General features: G+C 59.1%; 17 protein-coding genes and 2 pseudogenes. 14 read left to right on the forward strand and 5 right to left on the reverse strand.

The window, feature by feature from the left end; all coding sequences use genetic code 11:
• Positions 1–167: 167 nt before the first annotated feature.
• The 4 genes and pseudogenes from AAIE04_RS11130 to AAIE04_RS11145 all read right to left on the reverse strand — a co-directional run.
• Positions 168–347: pseudogene (locus AAIE04_RS11130) on the reverse strand (SOS response-associated peptidase family protein); the annotation flags it as partial.
• Between the two features lie 313 nt (positions 348–660).
• Positions 661–1,032 (reverse strand): hypothetical protein, encoded by a 372-nt coding sequence (locus tag AAIE04_RS11135; protein WP_126181107.1) that lies wholly within the window; start codon positions 1,030–1,032, stop codon positions 661–663.
• A 213-nt stretch (positions 1,033–1,245) separates the two neighbouring features.
• A pseudogene (locus AAIE04_RS11140) lies at positions 1,246–1,437 on the reverse strand (S24/S26 family peptidase); the annotation flags it as partial.
• Between the two features lie 223 nt (positions 1,438–1,660).
• Complete coding sequence (locus AAIE04_RS11145; protein ID WP_019453527.1) at positions 1,661–2,611, reverse strand: alpha/beta hydrolase; 951 nt, start codon at positions 2,609–2,611, stop codon at positions 1,661–1,663.
• A gap of 100 nt (positions 2,612–2,711) precedes the next feature.
• Between AAIE04_RS11145 and AAIE04_RS11150 the strand changes: the two genes are divergently transcribed.
• From AAIE04_RS11150 to AAIE04_RS11165, 4 genes are all read left to right on the forward strand, one after another.
• Positions 2,712–3,329: a TetR/AcrR family transcriptional regulator gene (locus tag AAIE04_RS11150; RefSeq protein ID WP_498576935.1), complete on the forward strand. Its 618-nt coding sequence runs from the start codon at positions 2,712–2,714 to the stop codon at positions 3,327–3,329.
• 121 nt (positions 3,330–3,450) lie between these two features.
• The gene (fdhD, locus tag AAIE04_RS11155; protein WP_074053840.1) at positions 3,451–4,293 is read left to right on the forward strand and encodes a formate dehydrogenase accessory sulfurtransferase FdhD; all 843 of its coding nucleotides are present in this window, start codon (positions 3,451–3,453) and stop codon (positions 4,291–4,293) included.
• Positions 4,294–4,351: 58 nt separating this feature from the next.
• Positions 4,352–5,269 (forward strand): bestrophin family protein, encoded by a 918-nt coding sequence (locus tag AAIE04_RS11160; RefSeq protein ID WP_337147339.1) that lies wholly within the window; start codon positions 4,352–4,354, stop codon positions 5,267–5,269.
• 34 nt (positions 5,270–5,303) lie between these two features.
• Positions 5,304–6,266 (forward strand): Dyp-type peroxidase, encoded by a 963-nt coding sequence (locus AAIE04_RS11165; protein WP_440528965.1) that lies wholly within the window; start codon positions 5,304–5,306, stop codon positions 6,264–6,266.
• 10 nt (positions 6,267–6,276) lie between these two features.
• Here the strand turns inward: AAIE04_RS11165 and AAIE04_RS11170 are convergent, their stop codons facing one another.
• On the reverse strand, positions 6,277–7,110 hold the full coding sequence (locus AAIE04_RS11170; RefSeq protein WP_015378314.1) for an IclR family transcriptional regulator domain-containing protein: 834 nt from the start codon (positions 7,108–7,110) through the stop codon (positions 6,277–6,279).
• A gap of 243 nt (positions 7,111–7,353) precedes the next feature.
• Between AAIE04_RS11170 and AAIE04_RS11175 the strand changes: the two genes are divergently transcribed.
• The 10 genes from AAIE04_RS11175 (at position 7,354) to benC (ending at position 16,120) form a co-directional block, all read left to right on the forward strand.
• On the forward strand, positions 7,354–8,040 hold the full coding sequence (locus tag AAIE04_RS11175) for a 3-oxoacid CoA-transferase subunit A (RefSeq protein WP_015378315.1): 687 nt from the start codon (positions 7,354–7,356) through the stop codon (positions 8,038–8,040).
• 10 nt (positions 8,041–8,050) lie between these two features.
• On the forward strand, positions 8,051–8,731 hold the full coding sequence (locus AAIE04_RS11180) for a 3-oxoacid CoA-transferase subunit B (protein WP_440528966.1): 681 nt from the start codon (positions 8,051–8,053) through the stop codon (positions 8,729–8,731).
• Complete coding sequence (gene pcaF, locus AAIE04_RS11185; protein ID WP_154746425.1) at positions 8,709–9,911, forward strand: 3-oxoadipyl-CoA thiolase; 1,203 nt, start codon at positions 8,709–8,711, stop codon at positions 9,909–9,911. The genes AAIE04_RS11180 and pcaF overlap by 23 nt, the downstream gene beginning before the upstream one ends.
• 8 nt (positions 9,912–9,919) lie before the next feature.
• Entirely contained in the window at positions 9,920–10,681 is a 762-nt protein-coding gene (gene pcaD / locus AAIE04_RS11190; RefSeq protein ID WP_498056609.1) for a 3-oxoadipate enol-lactonase, read from the forward strand.
• Between the two features lie 3 nt (positions 10,682–10,684).
• Positions 10,685–11,800 carry a muconate cycloisomerase family protein gene (locus tag AAIE04_RS11195; protein ID WP_498576936.1) on the forward strand — a complete coding sequence of 372 codons (1,116 nt, stop codon included), beginning with the start codon at positions 10,685–10,687 and terminating at the stop codon, positions 11,798–11,800.
• A gap of 17 nt (positions 11,801–11,817) precedes the next feature.
• A complete protein-coding gene (gene catC, locus AAIE04_RS11200) occupies positions 11,818–12,108 on the forward strand; it encodes a muconolactone Delta-isomerase (protein ID WP_063918580.1) in 291 nt (96 codons plus the stop codon).
• Between the two features lie 83 nt (positions 12,109–12,191).
• Entirely contained in the window at positions 12,192–13,121 is a 930-nt protein-coding gene (gene catA / locus AAIE04_RS11205) for a catechol 1,2-dioxygenase (protein WP_498576937.1), read from the forward strand.
• Between the two features lie 87 nt (positions 13,122–13,208).
• Positions 13,209–14,585, forward strand: coding sequence for a Rieske 2Fe-2S domain-containing protein (locus tag AAIE04_RS11210; RefSeq protein WP_498576938.1), 1,377 nt, complete (start codon positions 13,209–13,211; stop codon positions 14,583–14,585).
• A complete protein-coding gene (gene benB / locus AAIE04_RS11215) occupies positions 14,582–15,079 on the forward strand; it encodes a benzoate 1,2-dioxygenase small subunit (RefSeq protein WP_063918582.1) in 498 nt (165 codons plus the stop codon). The genes AAIE04_RS11210 and benB overlap by 4 nt, the downstream gene beginning before the upstream one ends.
• A gap of 15 nt (positions 15,080–15,094) precedes the next feature.
• A complete protein-coding gene (gene benC / locus AAIE04_RS11220) occupies positions 15,095–16,120 on the forward strand; it encodes a benzoate 1,2-dioxygenase electron transfer component BenC (RefSeq protein ID WP_498576939.1) in 1,026 nt (341 codons plus the stop codon).

The raw sequence follows: 16,120 nt of genomic DNA on the forward strand, positions 1-16,120 counted from the left end.
AGTAAAGCATAAACAAAACGCGAACGCGTGCAACCCCTAATTCCCCGGCGGATCGCACTTTGCCGTGTAATATAATAATTTTCTGAGTGATTTTTCCTGCAACTTTTGGCGTTCTTCACGTGTGTTTGCACACATGATACCCACCAAAACTGTGGATAATGCAGCACTCAGACCGTTGGCGTATCGATGGGCAGGATGAGTGAGGGATTGTCATTGCGAACGGCGCCGACGGCGGGCGATACCGGTTGCCAGACGAAATCCTCTGCCTGCAGGCTGTACACGTCAGCCTGCATTTGACCAGAGGGCGGGACTAAGCGGGTGTCGAGCCAGTCGCGCGCGGCCGTCGGTCTCTGCTGCGTACAGCGCCGCAAAGAACAGCGGCAGGCCTTGCCTCAGCAAGAGCCCACGGGAGGAACGGCGGACGGCCTTACAAAATGACGCCAATAAAATTGCGACTGGCAATGGCATCAATGGGACGGCCAGAGACGAAAGTCAGTACGTTATGCCAGGAGCTTGGGATAACCCGACAAACGCTGTACCGCCACATTTCCCCTGATGGTCCACTGCGAGCTGACGGTATAAAGCTGCTCAACCGGGGATAATTTTAGCGGACGGAAAAATCTGGAGTTCCGGCGTAGAACCCCGAATAAGGAATAATCCTTAATTCATTTCAGGATTATTAATTCCATCTAAAACCTCTTGGCAATATTCTTTTTTATAGGCTTCATCATTACTTAACGACTTAACCAAAAAATCAGCATTTTTCCAACCATTATCCCAATGCGTATCGAATCCTGACTGTTCATACTTTAATGTTCTAGTTAATGAGTCTTTTATTTGTTTTTTATATTTATCAATTTTCTCATTGGTTGCCCCACAAACATCATGTGCAACACGAGCATTTGAGCCAGAAAAACCTATTGCTGAAATTGCCATCGCTTCATTTGATTTGTCGAAATCATTCGCATATGCCACAGCATTAGATAAAGCGAATATGACAAGAGCAGGTATGGTTTTTTTGTATGAAATCATCTTTTACCTCTAACTCATTGATTGTTCATGGGGTCAGTTTGGATATCGAAAATTATTGTACATTAAGGCTGCTTTTTAATCAGTCTCAACTTCTTTATAGAAGGCCTGAATGCGACAAACTTGGGAAGTACTGTAGCCTGTCGCGTCTGCTGTTTCTCGGATGCTCAGTTTCTTCATCTGTCGGTAGTGCCTGATCCATCCTGCTCGCTCCATCTCACCGCTGGCGCGCACGAAATAGGTGGCATTAGGATGGCGCACCAGCAGCTTGCCGATATCCAGCCGGCTCTCGACATAGTCCTGCGCCGGTGAAGGAAAGCCGCAGGCCACACGATCGGCAAATAGCGGTAACGTCAGGGGCTCACCTGGTGAAAAAGCATACAACCTTGAAGTGCTCAGCATATTCATAACCAAACTGTATATTTATACAGTGAGGCATAAACAAAACGCGAACGCGTGAAACCCCCTATCCCCCGTCAGAACACAGTTTGACGCGTAATATAATAATTTTCTGAGCGATTTTTTTTTACGCCTGCTAACGGTTTCACTCTGCCTTGCACACACGTTATCCACTAAAACTGTGGATAACATGCTGAGTTGCAGTGGCGTCTTCAGAACATGCGCCGTCGCCTCACCGCTCCGCTGCGGCCAGGCAAAAACGATGCACCGCTTCAACCATCTGATCGAGGCCCGGCTGCTCGAGGGGATAATGCCCGGCGTTCTCGAGCATCACGGTGGTCACCGGCACCCGCCGAATGCGCCGCAGAAACAGTTCACTCAGGTGCAACGGCGTCCAGCGATCCTGCGCCGGTTGCGTCAACAGAACCGGGCAAACGTCGAACGCTTCCGGTTCAATGGCGGGTGCATACTCCGCGTACGAGGCCAAAAACCGCATCGTCACCCAGGCTCCCGCCGAGGTGTTGTCCGCCAGGCACGCCTTGAGCGCCGCCTTGTCATTGACCAGCGCATGCATCTTGCTCGCCAGCGCCATCGGCATCGCCATACCCGCCAGCGGCGTGGCGGCCGTCAGCCGCGCCAACGGAATGCCCAGGCGGCTCATCAACAGATTCAATGCCGTCTCGTCGCGCACCTGCTGTTCACGCTGATCGAGAAACGTCATGCCGACAATGCCTTTCACCTGCCGGTTCAACGCCGCCACGTGGTAAGTCTCCATCCCGCCGGCGCTCAGGCCGTACAGCACAATCGGCCGCGCATCCTTCGCCCGTTCCGCGTCGATCAGATCGCTGCCGATCTGCACCCAGTCGTCGTAACGCACGCGCCGCCGTTGGCCGCCCATCTGCGTCATTCCGTACCCCGGCATGTCGACGGCGATCGTCTCTATCCCCCGGCGCGCCAGCGGCGCTCCCAGGATGGTCGACATCTGTCGGCCGTTGGTGCCGACCCCATGAAACAGGATCACTTTCACCGGCGCCTCCGGGCGGCGATAGCAGTCCAGATGAATACGGTGCTGCCGCCAGGGCCACCACACCTCGGTCGGTTCTTCCCCCGGCCGCAGCCGAAAATTTTCCGGCAGGAATCGTTGAATCTCCTGCCAGTGAGATTGATTGGCGTAATTCTCCATACGAAACCTCTGGCGTTATGGCGCTTGGTTGACGGGTTCAATTTCAGTACAATCCAACAAATGTCGGATTATTAAAATACAACTTATGTCGGAAAAAGCGATGCCGCAAGCAAAAAAAAATGTGCGCGTGCCGGTTCAGGAACGCGCGGCGGCGCGCATGGCCAAAGTGCTGAGCGCCGCCGAACAGATGCTCGCCACCCTCGGGCCGGAAAAAACCTCCATTCCCGCTCTGGCGGAAGCGGCCGATGTGCCGCGCGCCGCGATCTACCCGTTCTTCCCGGACAAATACGCGCTGTTTTCACACCTGGCTCAAAGCCATATGGCGCAACTGGCGCAGGCGCTGCGTGAAGCGGAGCTCGAGAGCGCCGACACCCTGCACGATTGGGTGGATGCCGCCGTGGCGGCCACCGCCCGCTACTACAACGCGCATCCGGCGGCGAGCGTCTTGCTGCTGCGCGGCGCGTTCACCGAACCGGAGCAAGAGGCGCACGCCGCCAAGAACCTGACGATCGGCGAGATGTTCCGCGCCAAAGTGCGCGAGCTGCCCGAACTTGATGCGCTGCCGTCAGATCCCGACGTCGTCTTGATCGCCATAGAATTGGCGTTCGCCTGCATGAAATTCGGCTATGCGCGGGAAGGCACCGTCTCGCCGGCCATTTGCCGCGAGGCGACGCGGGCGGTCACGAGCTATCTCGGGCAGTGGCACGCCGCGCCGTAAGGCGGTGGCAAAGACGCCCCGTTTCGCCCTGTTCAAGCACGCCATCTATGATAAAATCGGCTATCACTCATCAGACTCTATCTGACGCCGGCGCTGTATCCGCCGGCGCCGCGAAACCATCATGAACAAGCATTTGATTCTCGACGAACCCGGCGATGCCGACTCGGCCTGCCTGTCGCGCCACGCAGTCTGGCAGCGCAACGATCTGGCTCAGGCGCAACAAGATTGGCTGGCGGAAGAAGTGCCGGTCGCCCTGGTGTACAACGGCATTTCCCACGTAGTGATGATGGCGACGCCGAAAGACCTGGCGGCCTTCGCCATCGGTTTTTCGCTGTCCGAAGGCATCATCGCCTCCCCCGACGATATCTACGACATTCGTCAACAACCGGCCTGCAACGGCATCGAAGTGCATGTGGAGCTCTCGAGCCGCCGCTTTATGCAGCTGAAAGAGAAGCGCCGCAGCCTGGCCGGCCGCACCGGCTGCGGCGTCTGCGGGGTGGAACAGCTGCAGGAGGTCGCTCAACCCGTCGCGCCGCTGCCCTTCACGCAACGCTTCGATTTGGCCCTGCTCGACCGGGCGTTGGCGCAGCTGCAAGGGGTGCAAACGGTAGGGAAACTGACCGGCTGCACCCATGCAGCGGCCTGGATCCAACCGGACGGCGCGCTCAGCGGCGGATGTGAAGACGTCGGCCGCCACGTGGCGCTCGACAAGCTGCTGGGCTACCGCAGCCAACGGGCATGGTGGCAAGGCGCAGCGCTGGTCTCGAGCCGCGCCAGCTATGAAATGGTGCAAAAATCCGCCATGTGCGGCGTCGAGATCCTGTTCGCCGTTTCCGCCGCCACCCGCCTGGCGGTGGAGGTGGCCGAACGCAGCAACCTGACGCTGGTGGGGTTCAGCAAGCCGGGGCGCGCCACCGTCTATACGCATCCGCAGCGGCTTTGGCAATCGACGACGGCTGCATAACGCCGCCGGATAAGAATCGACTATTCTCAATAGCAGGACACCAGGAAGCGCCAACGTCATGATAATTCGCCCGAACCAGAACTGGTTTTTTCGCCTGTTCGCCTGGCACGGTTCCGTGCTGTCAAAGATCACCTTTCGCCTGTCGCTGAACGTGCTGATGTCGATAGTGGCGGTGATCAGCTACCAATGGTACGAGCAGCTCGGCGTGCATTTAACCATCGCGCCGTTCAGCCTGCTGGGCATCGCCATCGCCATCTTTCTCGGCTTTCGCAATAACGCCGGCTATAGCCGCTTTGTCGAAGCGCGCAACCTGTGGGGTTCGCTGCTGATTACCGAGCGTTCCCTGCTGCGTCAGATCAAAAGCCTGCTGCCGGATGAACCGGCGGTGCAGCAAAAGGTCGCCAAGCTGCTGATCGCCTTCAGCTGGAGCCTGAAACATCAGCTGCGCGCCACCGACCCGACCGCCGATCTGTACCACAATCTCAGCAGCAAGGAGCTGGCCGAAGTGATCGCCAGCCCGATGCCGACCAACCGCATTCTGCTGATGCTGGGTCAGGAGATCGGCAAACTGCGCCGTCAGGGCCTGCTGAGCGACATCACCTTCGAGCTGCTCGACAACAAGCTGAGCGAGCTGTCCCACGCCCTCGGCGGCTGTGAACGGCTCGCGAGCACCCCGGTGCCGTTCGCCTATACGCTAATCCTGCAGCGCACCGTTTACCTGTTCTGCAGCCTGCTGCCTTTCGCCCTGGTAACCGACCTGCATTACATGACACCATTTGTTTCGGTGTTCATTTCCTATACCTTCTTATCCTGGGACTCACTGGCCGAAGAGCTGGAAGATCCGTTCGGCGTGTCGGCCAACCATCTGCCGTTAAACGCCATCTGCAATACCATCGAGCGCAACCTGCTGGAAATGAACGACCAAAGCCCGCTGCCGCCGCCGATGAAACCCGACGAGCACTTTAATTTGATCTGATCTCTTTCACCCGAACACACTGGAGCCGAATGCAATGAATGCAAATAACACTTCGCCGCAAGCCGTATTCACGCCGGTAACGCGCCATGCCATCTTCATCGTCGCCACCCTGTCGCCGGTTCCCGCCCAGCTGGCGGCGGTGCGCGCCTGGTGCGGCGATATCGCCGCCGTAGTGCGTTCGGTCGGCAAACGCGCGCCGGCGGGCAATCTCACCTGCGTCTGCGGCTTCGGCTCCGAAGCCTGGGATACGCTGTTCGGCGCGCCGCGTCCTCGCCAGCTGCACCCGTTCAGCCCGATCGGCAGCGGGGAACGCGTCGCGGTCGCCACGCCCGGCGACATCCTGCTGCATATTCGCGCTGATGAAATGGATCTGTGTTTCGAACTGGCCTCTCAGCTGATCGGCAAGCTCGGCGACGCCGTAACGGTAATCGAGGAGGTGCACGGCTTCCGTTACTTCGATCAGCGCGCCATGATCGGCTTCGTCGACGGCACGGAAAACCCGGAGGGGCACGAGGCCTTCGACTACACGGTGATCGGCGACGAAGACGCGGCGTTCAGCGGCGGCAGCTATGTACTGGTGCAAAAATACCTGCATGACATGCAGGGCTGGAACTCGCTCAGCGTGGAGACGCAGGAGAAGATCATCGGCCGCCACAAACAATCCAACATCGAGCTGGATGAAGCGGTCAAACCGTCGTCGTCGCACAGTTCTCTGACCACCATCACTGACGAGCAAGGCAACGAGGTGAAGATCCTGCGCGACAACATGCCGTTCGGCCGCCCCGGCCTGCGCGAATTCGGCACCTACTTTATCGGCTACGCGCGCTCTCCGCAGCCGATCGAGCAGATGCTGGAAAACATGTTCATCGGCCGCCCGGCCGGCAACTACGATCGGCTGCTCGATTTCAGCCGCGCGGTGACCGGCACTCTGTTCTTCGTGCCTTCCGCCCCGCTGTTGGAAGCGCTGGCCGACCGCAGCGGCGCCGAACTGCACTAATCCGCTTGCCCTACAGCAGCAGCGCCAGCTCCATCGCCGTGCGCTGCAGCTGCGGCAGCACTCGTTCGCGCAGCTCCGCCGCCGAGATCTGCGACGCATTGACGCCAACGTTCATCGCCGCCACAACCCCGCCTTTACGTGAATGCATCGGCACCGCAATGGAACGCAGGCCGATCTCCAGCTGTTGATCGTTGATGGCATACCCCTGCCTGCGTACCCTGGCCAACTGTTCCTGCAGCTGCTCCGCACTGGTGACGGTAAACTCGGTCAGCGGTTCGAAAGTGACCCGCGACAGATAATCCTCCAGTTCTCCCTCGTCCAGCGCGCTGAGCAACACCAGCCCCATCGACGTCGCATAAGCCGGCAGACGGCTGCCGCGCCCCAGATCAATAGTCATGATGCGTTTAACCGAGGCGCGGGCGATATACAAAATGTTATCGCCGTCCAGCGTCGCCACCGAGCAGGATTCATTAAGCAATTTGCTGAGATAGTCCAGCGAGTTTTGCGCCGCCTTCGCCAGCTCGGAGGAGGAAAGATAAGCGTGGCCAATAGTCAACACGCGCGGCAGCAAGCGATAGTGGCGCCCATCGGGACAATGCACGAATCCCAGCGCTCTTAGGGTATACAAACAACGGCGCACCGCCGCGCGCGGAATGCCGGTTTGTTGACTGATCTCAGACACCGACATCTGCGAATATTGCGGCTTGAAGGCCTGCAACACCTCCAGCCCTCTGGCCAGCGAGGCCATAAAATTAGGGTCGCCCTTGTACTGGTCGTTGCTTAAATCACCGATCTCCTGCAGGCGACGCAGTTCTTCGGTGCCAAATTCAGGAACTTCACTCATTCAGGCCTCCCATTAGTATCTGCACTCAATTTACACGCTCAATATGGCAGTAAAGCCCTGCGTATCGCATCCGATGCCGATTTAGCTGCCTGCATCACAAAATGCAGACCTATACCCTCAATGTATCGATAATCGCACAATGTTCTGATATTCGCACTTGCTGATGCTTTTTTCATCCTCTAGGTTAATTTCAAACCCGCTATTTGTTGGCGCAACGTCCTAACCGAGCCTTGAGGAGAACTGATGATCGATAAAAGCATGGCGTCCGCAGACGCCGCCGTCGCAGATATTCCGGATGGCGCCACCCTTATGGTTGGGGGATTCGGCCCGGCCGGGCAACCCTACGCACTGTTGGATGCTCTGATCCGTCACCGGCCACGCGCGCTTACGCTGATCAGCAACAATGCCGGCAACGGCGATTTTGGTCTGGCGGCTCTGCTGAAGGCCGGCTGTGTGCGCAAAGTAGTGTGTTCTTTTCCGCGGCAGGCTGATTCTTGGGTGTTTGACGACCTCTACCGCCGTGGCGAGTTGGAGCTGGAGCTGGTTCCGCAAGGCAATCTGGCGGCGCGCATCCAGGCCGCCGGCGCCGGGCTCGGCGGTTTCTATACCCCAACCGGCTATGGCACCCAATTGGCGGAAGGGAAGGAAACCCGCGAGATCGACGGCCGCCGATATGTTTTCGAACTGCCGCTGAAGGCCGACTTCGCGCTGATCAAGGCAGAACAAGCCGACCGTTGGGGCAACCTCCGCTATGACAAAACCGGACGCAACTTCGGGCCGATTATGGCGATGGCCGCCAACTGCACCATCGTCGAAGTCAACCATATGGTGCCGTTGGGCGAACTGGATCCGGAGAACATCATCACGCCCGGCATCTTCGTACAACGCCTGGTGCCCTCTTCTCCCCGTGCAGCACGGCTTTCGGCTTAAGGAGCGCATCATGAGCAAACTGACCCATCAACAGCTGGCTGAGCGCATCGCGCGCGATATTCCCGAAGGCGCCTACGTCAATCTGGGCATCGGCATACCCACTCAGATCGCCAACTACCTGCCCGCCGATAAAGAGATCTTCCTGCACAGCGAAAACGGCATTCTCGGCATGGGCCCGGCGCCGATGCCGGGCGAAGAGGACCCGGAATTGATCAATGCCGGCAAACAACCGGTTACGCTGCTGAAAGGCGGCTGCTTTTTCCACCACGGCGACTCTTTCGCCATGATGCGCGGCGGCCATCTGGATATTTGCGTGCTGGGCGCCTATCAGGTCTCCGAACGCGGCGATTTGGCGAACTGGAGCACTGGCGCACCGGGGGCGATTCCGGCGGTCGGCGGCGCGATGGATCTGGCGATCGGCGCACGCCAGGTGTTTGTGATGACCGAACACCTGACCAAAACGGGTGAATGCAAAATCGTCCGCCAATGCAGCTATCCGTTGACCGGCGTCGGCTGCATCGACCGCATTTACAGCGATCTGGCGGTGATGGATGTCACCCCCCAGGGACTGGTGGTGCGCGAAATATTTGCCGGCCTGACTCCGCAACAGCTGCAGGAGGTCACCCCGGTCGCACTGACTTTCACCCTTCAACACGGGGAACCGCGCCATGAATCCAGCTTATCTGTGTGACGCCGTCCGCACGCCCTTCGGTCGCCTCAACGGCAGCCTGGCCGGCATACGCGCTGACGATTTGGCCGCTCTGCCGCTGAAAGCCCTGCAGGCACGTCATCCGACGCTCGACTGGAACCAGGTGGATGACGTGCTGCTCGGCTGCGCCAATCAGGCGGGGGAAGACAACCGCAACGTCGCGCGCATGGCGCTTCTGCTCGCCGGTCTGCCGGTGCAAGTGCCCGGCTGCACCATCAATCGCCTGTGCGGCTCCAGCCTGGATGCGGTGGCGGCTGCGGCGCGCGCCATCAAAACCGGCGAGAGCGGGCTGATGATCGCCGGCGGCGTGGAAAGCATGTCGCGGGCGCCGTATGTGATGGGCAAGGCGGAAAGCGCCTTTAGCCGCGCGATGAAGATTGAAGACACCACTATGGGCTGGCGTTTTATCAACCCGCAAATGCAGGCGCTGTATGGCGTGGACACGATGCCACAGACCGCTGAAAACGTGGCGTCGCAATTCGACATCAGCCGTCGCGATCAGGACGCCTTCGCCCTGCGCAGCCAGCAACGCACTGCCACCGCGCAGGAAAGCGGCTTTTACAGCGACCAACTGATCGAGGTGCTTATCCCGCAGAAGAAGGGCGAGCCGTTGACCTTCAGCCAGGACGAACATCCGCGCGCCACCACCTTAGCCGCACTGGAAAAACTCAGGCCGGTGGTCGCCCCGCAGGGCAGCATCACGGCCGGCAACGCATCCGGCCTGAACGACGGTGCCTGTGCGCTGCTGCTGGCCGGGGAGCGCAGCATGGCGCGCCATGGCCTGCAGCCCATGGCGCGCATCGTGGCCAGCGCTGTCACCGGCATCGAACCGGCGATCATGGGATTTGCCCCGGCGGCGGCGGTGCGCAAAGTGTTGCATATTGCCGGCCTGACCCTCGAACAGATGGACGTGATCGAACTGAACGAAGCCTTCGCCGCGCAAGCGCTGGCGGTGACCCGCGAGCTGGGACTGCGCGACGATGCGCCGCAGGTGAACCCGAACGGCGGCGCGATTGCGCTCGGCCATCCTTTGGGCGCCTCCGGTGGCAGGCTGGTGATGAACGCCGCCTGGCAATTGAGGAAAACGCGCGGGCGCTACGGGCTGTGCACCATGTGCATCGGCGTCGGTCAGGGCATTGCGCTGATTATCGAACGGGTATGAGGCCAATCATGGATATTGAATATCGTCTCGACGGCCCGGCCGACGCACCGCTGCTGGTGCTGTCCAACTCGCTGGGCACCACTTTCGAGATGTGGCAACCGCAGTTGGCGGCGCTGACCGAACGCTTTCGCCTATTGCGTTACAACCAGCGCGGCCACGGAGCCACCCCGTTGGCGAAAGCGCCACTGCAACTGCAGCAGTTGGCTGAAGACGTCATCACCCTGCTCGACCATTTGGATGCGCCGAACGCCCATTTTTGCGGCATTTCGATGGGAGGATTGACCGGGCTCTGGCTCAGTCGTTATCACCCCGAGCGCATCGGCCGGCTGGTGGTCGCCAATACCGCCGCCCGCATCGGCGACGCAGAAGGCTGGCGACAACGCGCGCAGCAGGTACGGGAACACGGGTTGGCGCCGATCGCCGCCGCCTCCCCCGCGCGCTGGTTCTGCGCGGCATTCGCGCAGCGCCACCCCGAGCAGGTGGCGGCGCTGGTGGCGGCGCTGGCAGCCGGTAATCCACAGGGATACGCCGCCTGCTGCGAGGCGCTGGCGCGGGCCGACCTGCGCGCCGAGGTCGCCTCGATGACGCGGCCGATGCGGGTGATTGCCGGTGAGCAAGATCCGGTCACGACGGTGGCGGACGCCGAGTTTTTAGTCGCCAATGCGCCACTCGCCGACCTGCGGCGGTTGCCGGCATCGCATATTTCCAACATCGCCTGTCCGGATCTCTTCAACCGCTGCGTTGTCGAGTTTCTTACTGAAAAGGAATGAAACATGGAACTTCGCATTGAACGCATCGACAGCTGGCTGGTGGATATCCCCACTATTCGGCCACACAAATTGTCGATGGCCACTATGGGCTGCCAAACGCTGACGCTGGTGCGCATGACCTGCGCCGACGGCCTGATCGGCTGGGGGGAAGCCACCACTATCGGCGGGCTGAGCTACGGCCCGCAAAGCCCGGAGGGGATCAAGTCGGCGATCGACGGCTACCTCGCGCCGCTGCTGAGCGGCAAAAGCTTCAGCGGTCTGGCGCCGCTGGTTGCGTTGATGAATGGCCAGGTCCAGGGCAATACCTTTGCCAAGTCGGCACTGGAAACCGCCTTTCTCGATGCCCAGGGCAAACGCCTCGGCCTGCCGGTCAGCACCCTGCTCGGCGGCGCGCTCAGCAACACTCTGCCGGTGCTGTGGACGCTGGCCAGCGGCGATACGCAGCAAGACATCATCGAAGGGCAACGCCTGTTGGCGGAAGACCGTCATCGCGCCTTCAAGTTGAAGATCGGCGCCCGGCCGCTGGAGGAAGATCTGCACCACACCCTGGCGATCAAGCGAGCGCTGGGACCGGAGATCAGCATTCGCGTCGATGTTAACCAGGCCTGGGATGCCGCCACCGCCGTACGCGGAATGGCGGCGCTGCAGCAGATCGGCATCGATCTGGTCGAACAGCCGGTGCCGCAATGGGATCGCACGGCGTTAATCCGCCTCAGTCAGCGCTTCACTCTGCCGATCCTGGCCGACGAGGCGGTGGCCGACGCTCACGACGGTTATGCATTGGCTGCGGGCGGCTTTACCGGCGCCTACGCGCTGAAGATAGCCAAGGCCGGCGGCCCGGCGCAGGCGCTGAAACTGGCGCAGGTCGCACAGGCCGCCGGAGTCGGCGTCTATGGCGGCACCATGCTGGAAGGCACGCTGGGCACCGTCGCCTCGCTGCACGCCTGGTCGACGCTGAAGCTGGATTGGGGCAGCGAGATGTTCGGCCCGCTGTTGCTGAAAGACGACGTGGTCACCACGCCGCTGCGTTTCGCCAACGGTCACGTCAGTCTACCGTCAGGCCCGGGCCTGGGGCTCGATATCGATGAAGACAAACTGCGCTTTTACCGCCGCAAATAACCACGAGGTACGACGCCATGCTGTTCAAAGTTGAAATGGTCGTGAAATTACCGCTCGATATGCCTAAAGCGCTCGCCGACGAAATAAAAGCGCGCGAAAAAGCGTATTCGCAAACCCTGCAGGCGAGCGGAAAATGGCGACATCTTTGGCGCGTAGCCGGTAGCTACGCCAACGTCAGCATTTTCGATGTGGAAAGCAATGCCGAGCTGCACGAGCTGTTATTCGCACTGCCGCTTTACCCTTATATGAAAATTCGCGTAACGGCGTTATGCCGACACCCGTCATCGATCCGCGACGATGACAAATAAAACACCGGGATAATAACCCGCAAGGTTAGCTGTTAATTCCTGTTCTCTGTATAACCTACATTATAAGCAATGAGGAATTCACAATGTCTATTTCCTTCAATCAACGTCAAGACATTATCAAACTGCTGGAAATCAGCAGCGGTTTTACTAATGACAATGGTGATCCGCGTTTCAAAAAAATCATGCATCAACTGCTGGGCGATATTTGTCAGCTCATCGATCGCTATGATATTTCCCCTGAGGAATTTTGGCAGGCGATCAACTATCTGCACGTCTTGGGCGAACACCAAGAGGCGGCGCTCCTGGCCGCCGGCTTGGGGCTGGAACACTACCTCGATCTGCGCGACGACGAGCGCGAACGTCAACAAGGGCTGAGCGGCGGTACGTCACGCACCATCGAGGGGCCGCTGTATGTGGCCAATGCGCCACTGAGCGCCGGCTTCGCGCGGATGGACGACGGCGACGACGACGGCGAGGTGATGTGGCTGCACGGCCAGGTCAAAGGCGCCGACGGCAAGCCGCTGGCTGGGGCTGTGGTCGATATTTGGCACGCCAACACGTTGGGCAACTACTCTTTCTTCGATAAATCGCAGAGCGGCTTCAACCTGCGCCGGCGGATAACCACCGACGCCGATGGCCGCTACGCGGCACGCAGCATCGTGCCGTCGGGCTACGGCTGCCCGCCCGATGGGCCCACTCAGGCTTTGCTTAATCGACTGGGCCGCCACGGCAACCGCCCGGCGCATATTCATTTCTTCGTCTCCGCACCGGCGCATAAACACCTGACGACGCAAATCAACCTCAATGGCGACCGCTATCTGTGGGATGACTTTGCTTTCGCTACCCGCGATGAGCTGATCGCCACCCCGGTGAAAATCACCGATTCGGCGCTGGCGGCAAAACGCGATCTGCCCGGCCCGCATTCCGAAGTGCAGTTTGATTTTACGCTTTATGCCGCTGCGGACCGCATCGAACAAAACAGAATAAACCGTCCCCGCGCGCTGCAAGATTAATCTTTTTCGCACGAGAGAATAGCGACGCCAATAACGGGCAATCGGCTATTGATTGCCCGTCAATCCCTTTTATATGAGGCCATGAATATGCACTCATTATTGAACCCGACAATATCCAAGCTGAAAGAAAAAATAAATCATGCTTTAATCATTGATAAAGAAAATGGCATATATCAGTGCAACCGCGGTATTTTTACCGATGAGGCGCTGTTTGAATTGGAAATGAAAGCCATTTTCGAAGGCAATTGGATTTATCTGGCGCATGAAAGCCAAATCGCCGACTCAGGCGATTATTACACGCTCACCGTTGGGCGTCAGCCGGTGATGATCACGCGCGACAAAGACATGCAGCTGCATGCCATGATCAATAGCTGCTCGCATCGGGGCGCAATGTTGGCCAGCCGCAAGGCCGGCAATAAAAGTACCTTCACCTGCCCCTTCCACGGCTGGACCTTCAATAACGCCGGCAACCTGCTGAAAGCCAAGGACGAGAAAACCGGCGCCTATCCCCCCTGTTTCAAGCGGGACGGCTCACACGATTTGAAACAGCTGCCGCGTTTTGAATCTTATCGCGGATTTCTGTTCGGCAGCCTGAGCGATGAGGTGCAACCGCTGGAGGACTATCTGGGTGAAACGCGACAGATCCTCGATCTCATCGTCGATCAGGCTGAGAGCGGGCTGGAAGTTCTGCGTGGCTCATCCTCCTACACCTTCGACGGCAACTGGAAGCTGCAGATGGAGAATGGTGCGGACGGTTACCACGTCAGCGTGGTGCACTGGAACTATGTCTCCACCATGGCGCATCGGGATGCCGCCAGCGGCACCCAAACCATGGACGCCAACTGCTGGTCGTCAAAAAACGACGGTGGCGCCTACGGCTTCAAGAATGGTCATCTGCTGTTGTGGACCCGGGTGCTGAACCCGGAGTCCCGCCCCATTTATCGGCACTTCACCCGTTTGAACGACGCCTTCGGCGCACACCGTGCCGACCTGATGGTGAACCAAACCCGCAACCTGTGCCTTTACCCCAATCTGTACATCATGGACCAGCTTTCCAGCCAGTTGCGCGTAGTGCGCCCGATTGCCGTCAATAAAACCGAAGTGACCGTATTCTGCTTTGCGCCGAAGGGCGAAAACGCCGACGAGCGAGCCTTGCGCATTCGCCAGTATGAGGATTTCTTCAACGTCAGCGGCATGGGTACGCCGGACGATCTGGAGGAATTCCGCGCCTGCCAGCTCGGGTTCAACGCCGGCAACATGCCCTGGAGCGATCTGAGCCGCGGCGCTACCCGCAGGCTGGAGGGCCAGGCTGACGACAATGCCAAAGCGCTGGGGATCGTACCTGACATGACCGGTCCGCGCCCGGAAGATGAGGCCCTGTATCTCAGCCAGCATCATCATTGGCAAAACATTCTGCTGCGCCAGCTGGAGCGCCAGCAACGACACGACGAGGTGGCGCAATGAGCACATTTAACCTGCAACAGCGGGTGGAACAGTTCCTGTACCGCGAAGCACGCCTGCTGGATGACCGGCAGTGGGATGACTGGCTGGCCTGTTACCATCCGCAGGTCGAATATTGGATGCCGGCCTGGGCTGACGACGATCGCCAGACGACGGACCCTCACAGCGAGATTTCGCTGATTTATTACGCCAATCGCGAAGGCCTGGAAGACCGCGTTTACCGCATAAAAACCGAACGCTCAGCCGCCAGCAGCATGCCGGAGCCGCGCACGGTGCATCTTATCAGCAACGTGGAGCTGTTATCGTCCGGCGCGGAACAGGCCGAGGTGAACTACCACTGGGCCACCTTCTATCACCGCTACAACCACACGGACACCTATTTCGGCTCAACCCGACTGTGGATAGATCTTAGCGGGGAGGCGCTACAAATTAAGCGCAAGAAAATTCGTCTGGATAATGACTATATCAATCATGTAATTGATATTTATCATCTTTAATGCAGGAGGTGAGGTATGTCTTTTACCGTGGCCCTTAATTTTGAAGACGGCGTCAGCCGCTTTATTCAATGCAACCCGAATGAAAAAGTACTCGACGCCGCCTACCGACAAAAGATCAACCTGCCGATGGACTGCTCGGACGGCGTATGCGGCACCTGTAAATGCCACTGTGAACAAGGAGAATATCAGCTGGGCGATGACTATCTGGACGAAGCGCTGTCAGAGCAGGAAGTCGCACAGCGGCGGGTGTTGACCTGTCAGATGGTGCCGCTCTCGGACTGCGTCATCGAGGTGCCGATGCCTTCGACGATGTGTAAAACCGCCAGCGAAATGTTTACCGCCACCGTCACCTCCGCCACCGCCCTGTCGGACAGCGCCATCGAGTTCTGCCTGACGCTGGATGATGAACGCGGCATCGCGTTCCTGCCGGGGCAATATGTGAATATCGACGTTCCCGGCAGTGCGGCCAGCCGCGCCTATTCGTTCAGTTCGCCGCCCGGCAGCCGGCAGCTCTCTTTTCTGCTGCGCAACGTACCCGGCGGCATGATGAGCCGTTATCTGACCGAACGGGCAAGCCCCGGCGACGCGATCCGTCTGCGCGGCCCGCAGGGCAGTTTCTATCTGCGTGCGCCGGTGCGGCCAATGTTATTTTTGGCCGGCGGCACCGGGCTGGCGCCGTTCCTTTCCATGCTGGAATATCTGGCGCTCGGCGGCAGCGAACAGCCGGTGCATCTGATCTACGGCGTCACCCATGACCACGATCTGGTCAAGCTGGAACAGCTGGAGGCGTATCGCCAGCGTCTGGCGAATTTCAGCTATCTGACCTGCGTGGCCAGTGAAACGTCGTTTTCGACGCATAAAGGGTATGTCACCCAGCATCTCGACGAAAGCCTGCTTAATAACGGTGAGTTGGATGTGTATCTGTGCGGGCCGCCGCCGATGGTGGAAGCGGTGCTTGGCGATTTTCAGCGGCGCGCCTTTATCCCGCATAGCTTCCATTATGAGAAGTTCGCCCCCAGCCAGGCCGATGGGAGGAGTTGA

Source organism: Serratia sp. Ae19-1, assembly GCF_059801225.1.

What these genes read in the sequence shown, in the direction of transcription:
- AAIE04_RS11135 (WP_126181107.1), bottom strand. Translation starts at nt 1,032, where the DNA reads ATGATTTCATACAAAAAAACCATACCTGCTCTTGTCATATTCGCTTTA.
- AAIE04_RS11145 (WP_019453527.1), bottom strand. Translation starts at nt 2,611, where the DNA reads ATGGAGAATTACGCCAATCAATCTCACTGGCAGGAGATTCAACGATTC.
- AAIE04_RS11150 (WP_498576935.1), top strand. Translation starts at nt 2,712, where the DNA reads ATGCCGCAAGCAAAAAAAAATGTGCGCGTGCCGGTTCAGGAACGCGCG.
- fdhD (WP_074053840.1), top strand. Translation starts at nt 3,451, where the DNA reads ATGAACAAGCATTTGATTCTCGACGAACCCGGCGATGCCGACTCGGCC.
- AAIE04_RS11160 (WP_337147339.1), top strand. Translation starts at nt 4,352, where the DNA reads ATGATAATTCGCCCGAACCAGAACTGGTTTTTTCGCCTGTTCGCCTGG.
- AAIE04_RS11165 (WP_440528965.1), top strand. Translation starts at nt 5,304, where the DNA reads ATGAATGCAAATAACACTTCGCCGCAAGCCGTATTCACGCCGGTAACG.
- AAIE04_RS11170 (WP_015378314.1), bottom strand. Translation starts at nt 7,110, where the DNA reads ATGAGTGAAGTTCCTGAATTTGGCACCGAAGAACTGCGTCGCCTGCAG.
- AAIE04_RS11175 (WP_015378315.1), top strand. Translation starts at nt 7,354, where the DNA reads ATGATCGATAAAAGCATGGCGTCCGCAGACGCCGCCGTCGCAGATATT.
- AAIE04_RS11180 (WP_440528966.1), top strand. Translation starts at nt 8,051, where the DNA reads ATGAGCAAACTGACCCATCAACAGCTGGCTGAGCGCATCGCGCGCGAT.
- pcaF (WP_154746425.1), top strand. Translation starts at nt 8,709, where the DNA reads ATGAATCCAGCTTATCTGTGTGACGCCGTCCGCACGCCCTTCGGTCGC.
- pcaD (WP_498056609.1), top strand. Translation starts at nt 9,920, where the DNA reads ATGGATATTGAATATCGTCTCGACGGCCCGGCCGACGCACCGCTGCTG.
- AAIE04_RS11195 (WP_498576936.1), top strand. Translation starts at nt 10,685, where the DNA reads ATGGAACTTCGCATTGAACGCATCGACAGCTGGCTGGTGGATATCCCC.
- catC (WP_063918580.1), top strand. Translation starts at nt 11,818, where the DNA reads ATGCTGTTCAAAGTTGAAATGGTCGTGAAATTACCGCTCGATATGCCT.
- catA (WP_498576937.1), top strand. Translation starts at nt 12,192, where the DNA reads ATGTCTATTTCCTTCAATCAACGTCAAGACATTATCAAACTGCTGGAA.
- AAIE04_RS11210 (WP_498576938.1), top strand. Translation starts at nt 13,209, where the DNA reads ATGCACTCATTATTGAACCCGACAATATCCAAGCTGAAAGAAAAAATA.
- benB (WP_063918582.1), top strand. Translation starts at nt 14,582, where the DNA reads ATGAGCACATTTAACCTGCAACAGCGGGTGGAACAGTTCCTGTACCGC.
- benC (WP_498576939.1), top strand. Translation starts at nt 15,095, where the DNA reads ATGTCTTTTACCGTGGCCCTTAATTTTGAAGACGGCGTCAGCCGCTTT.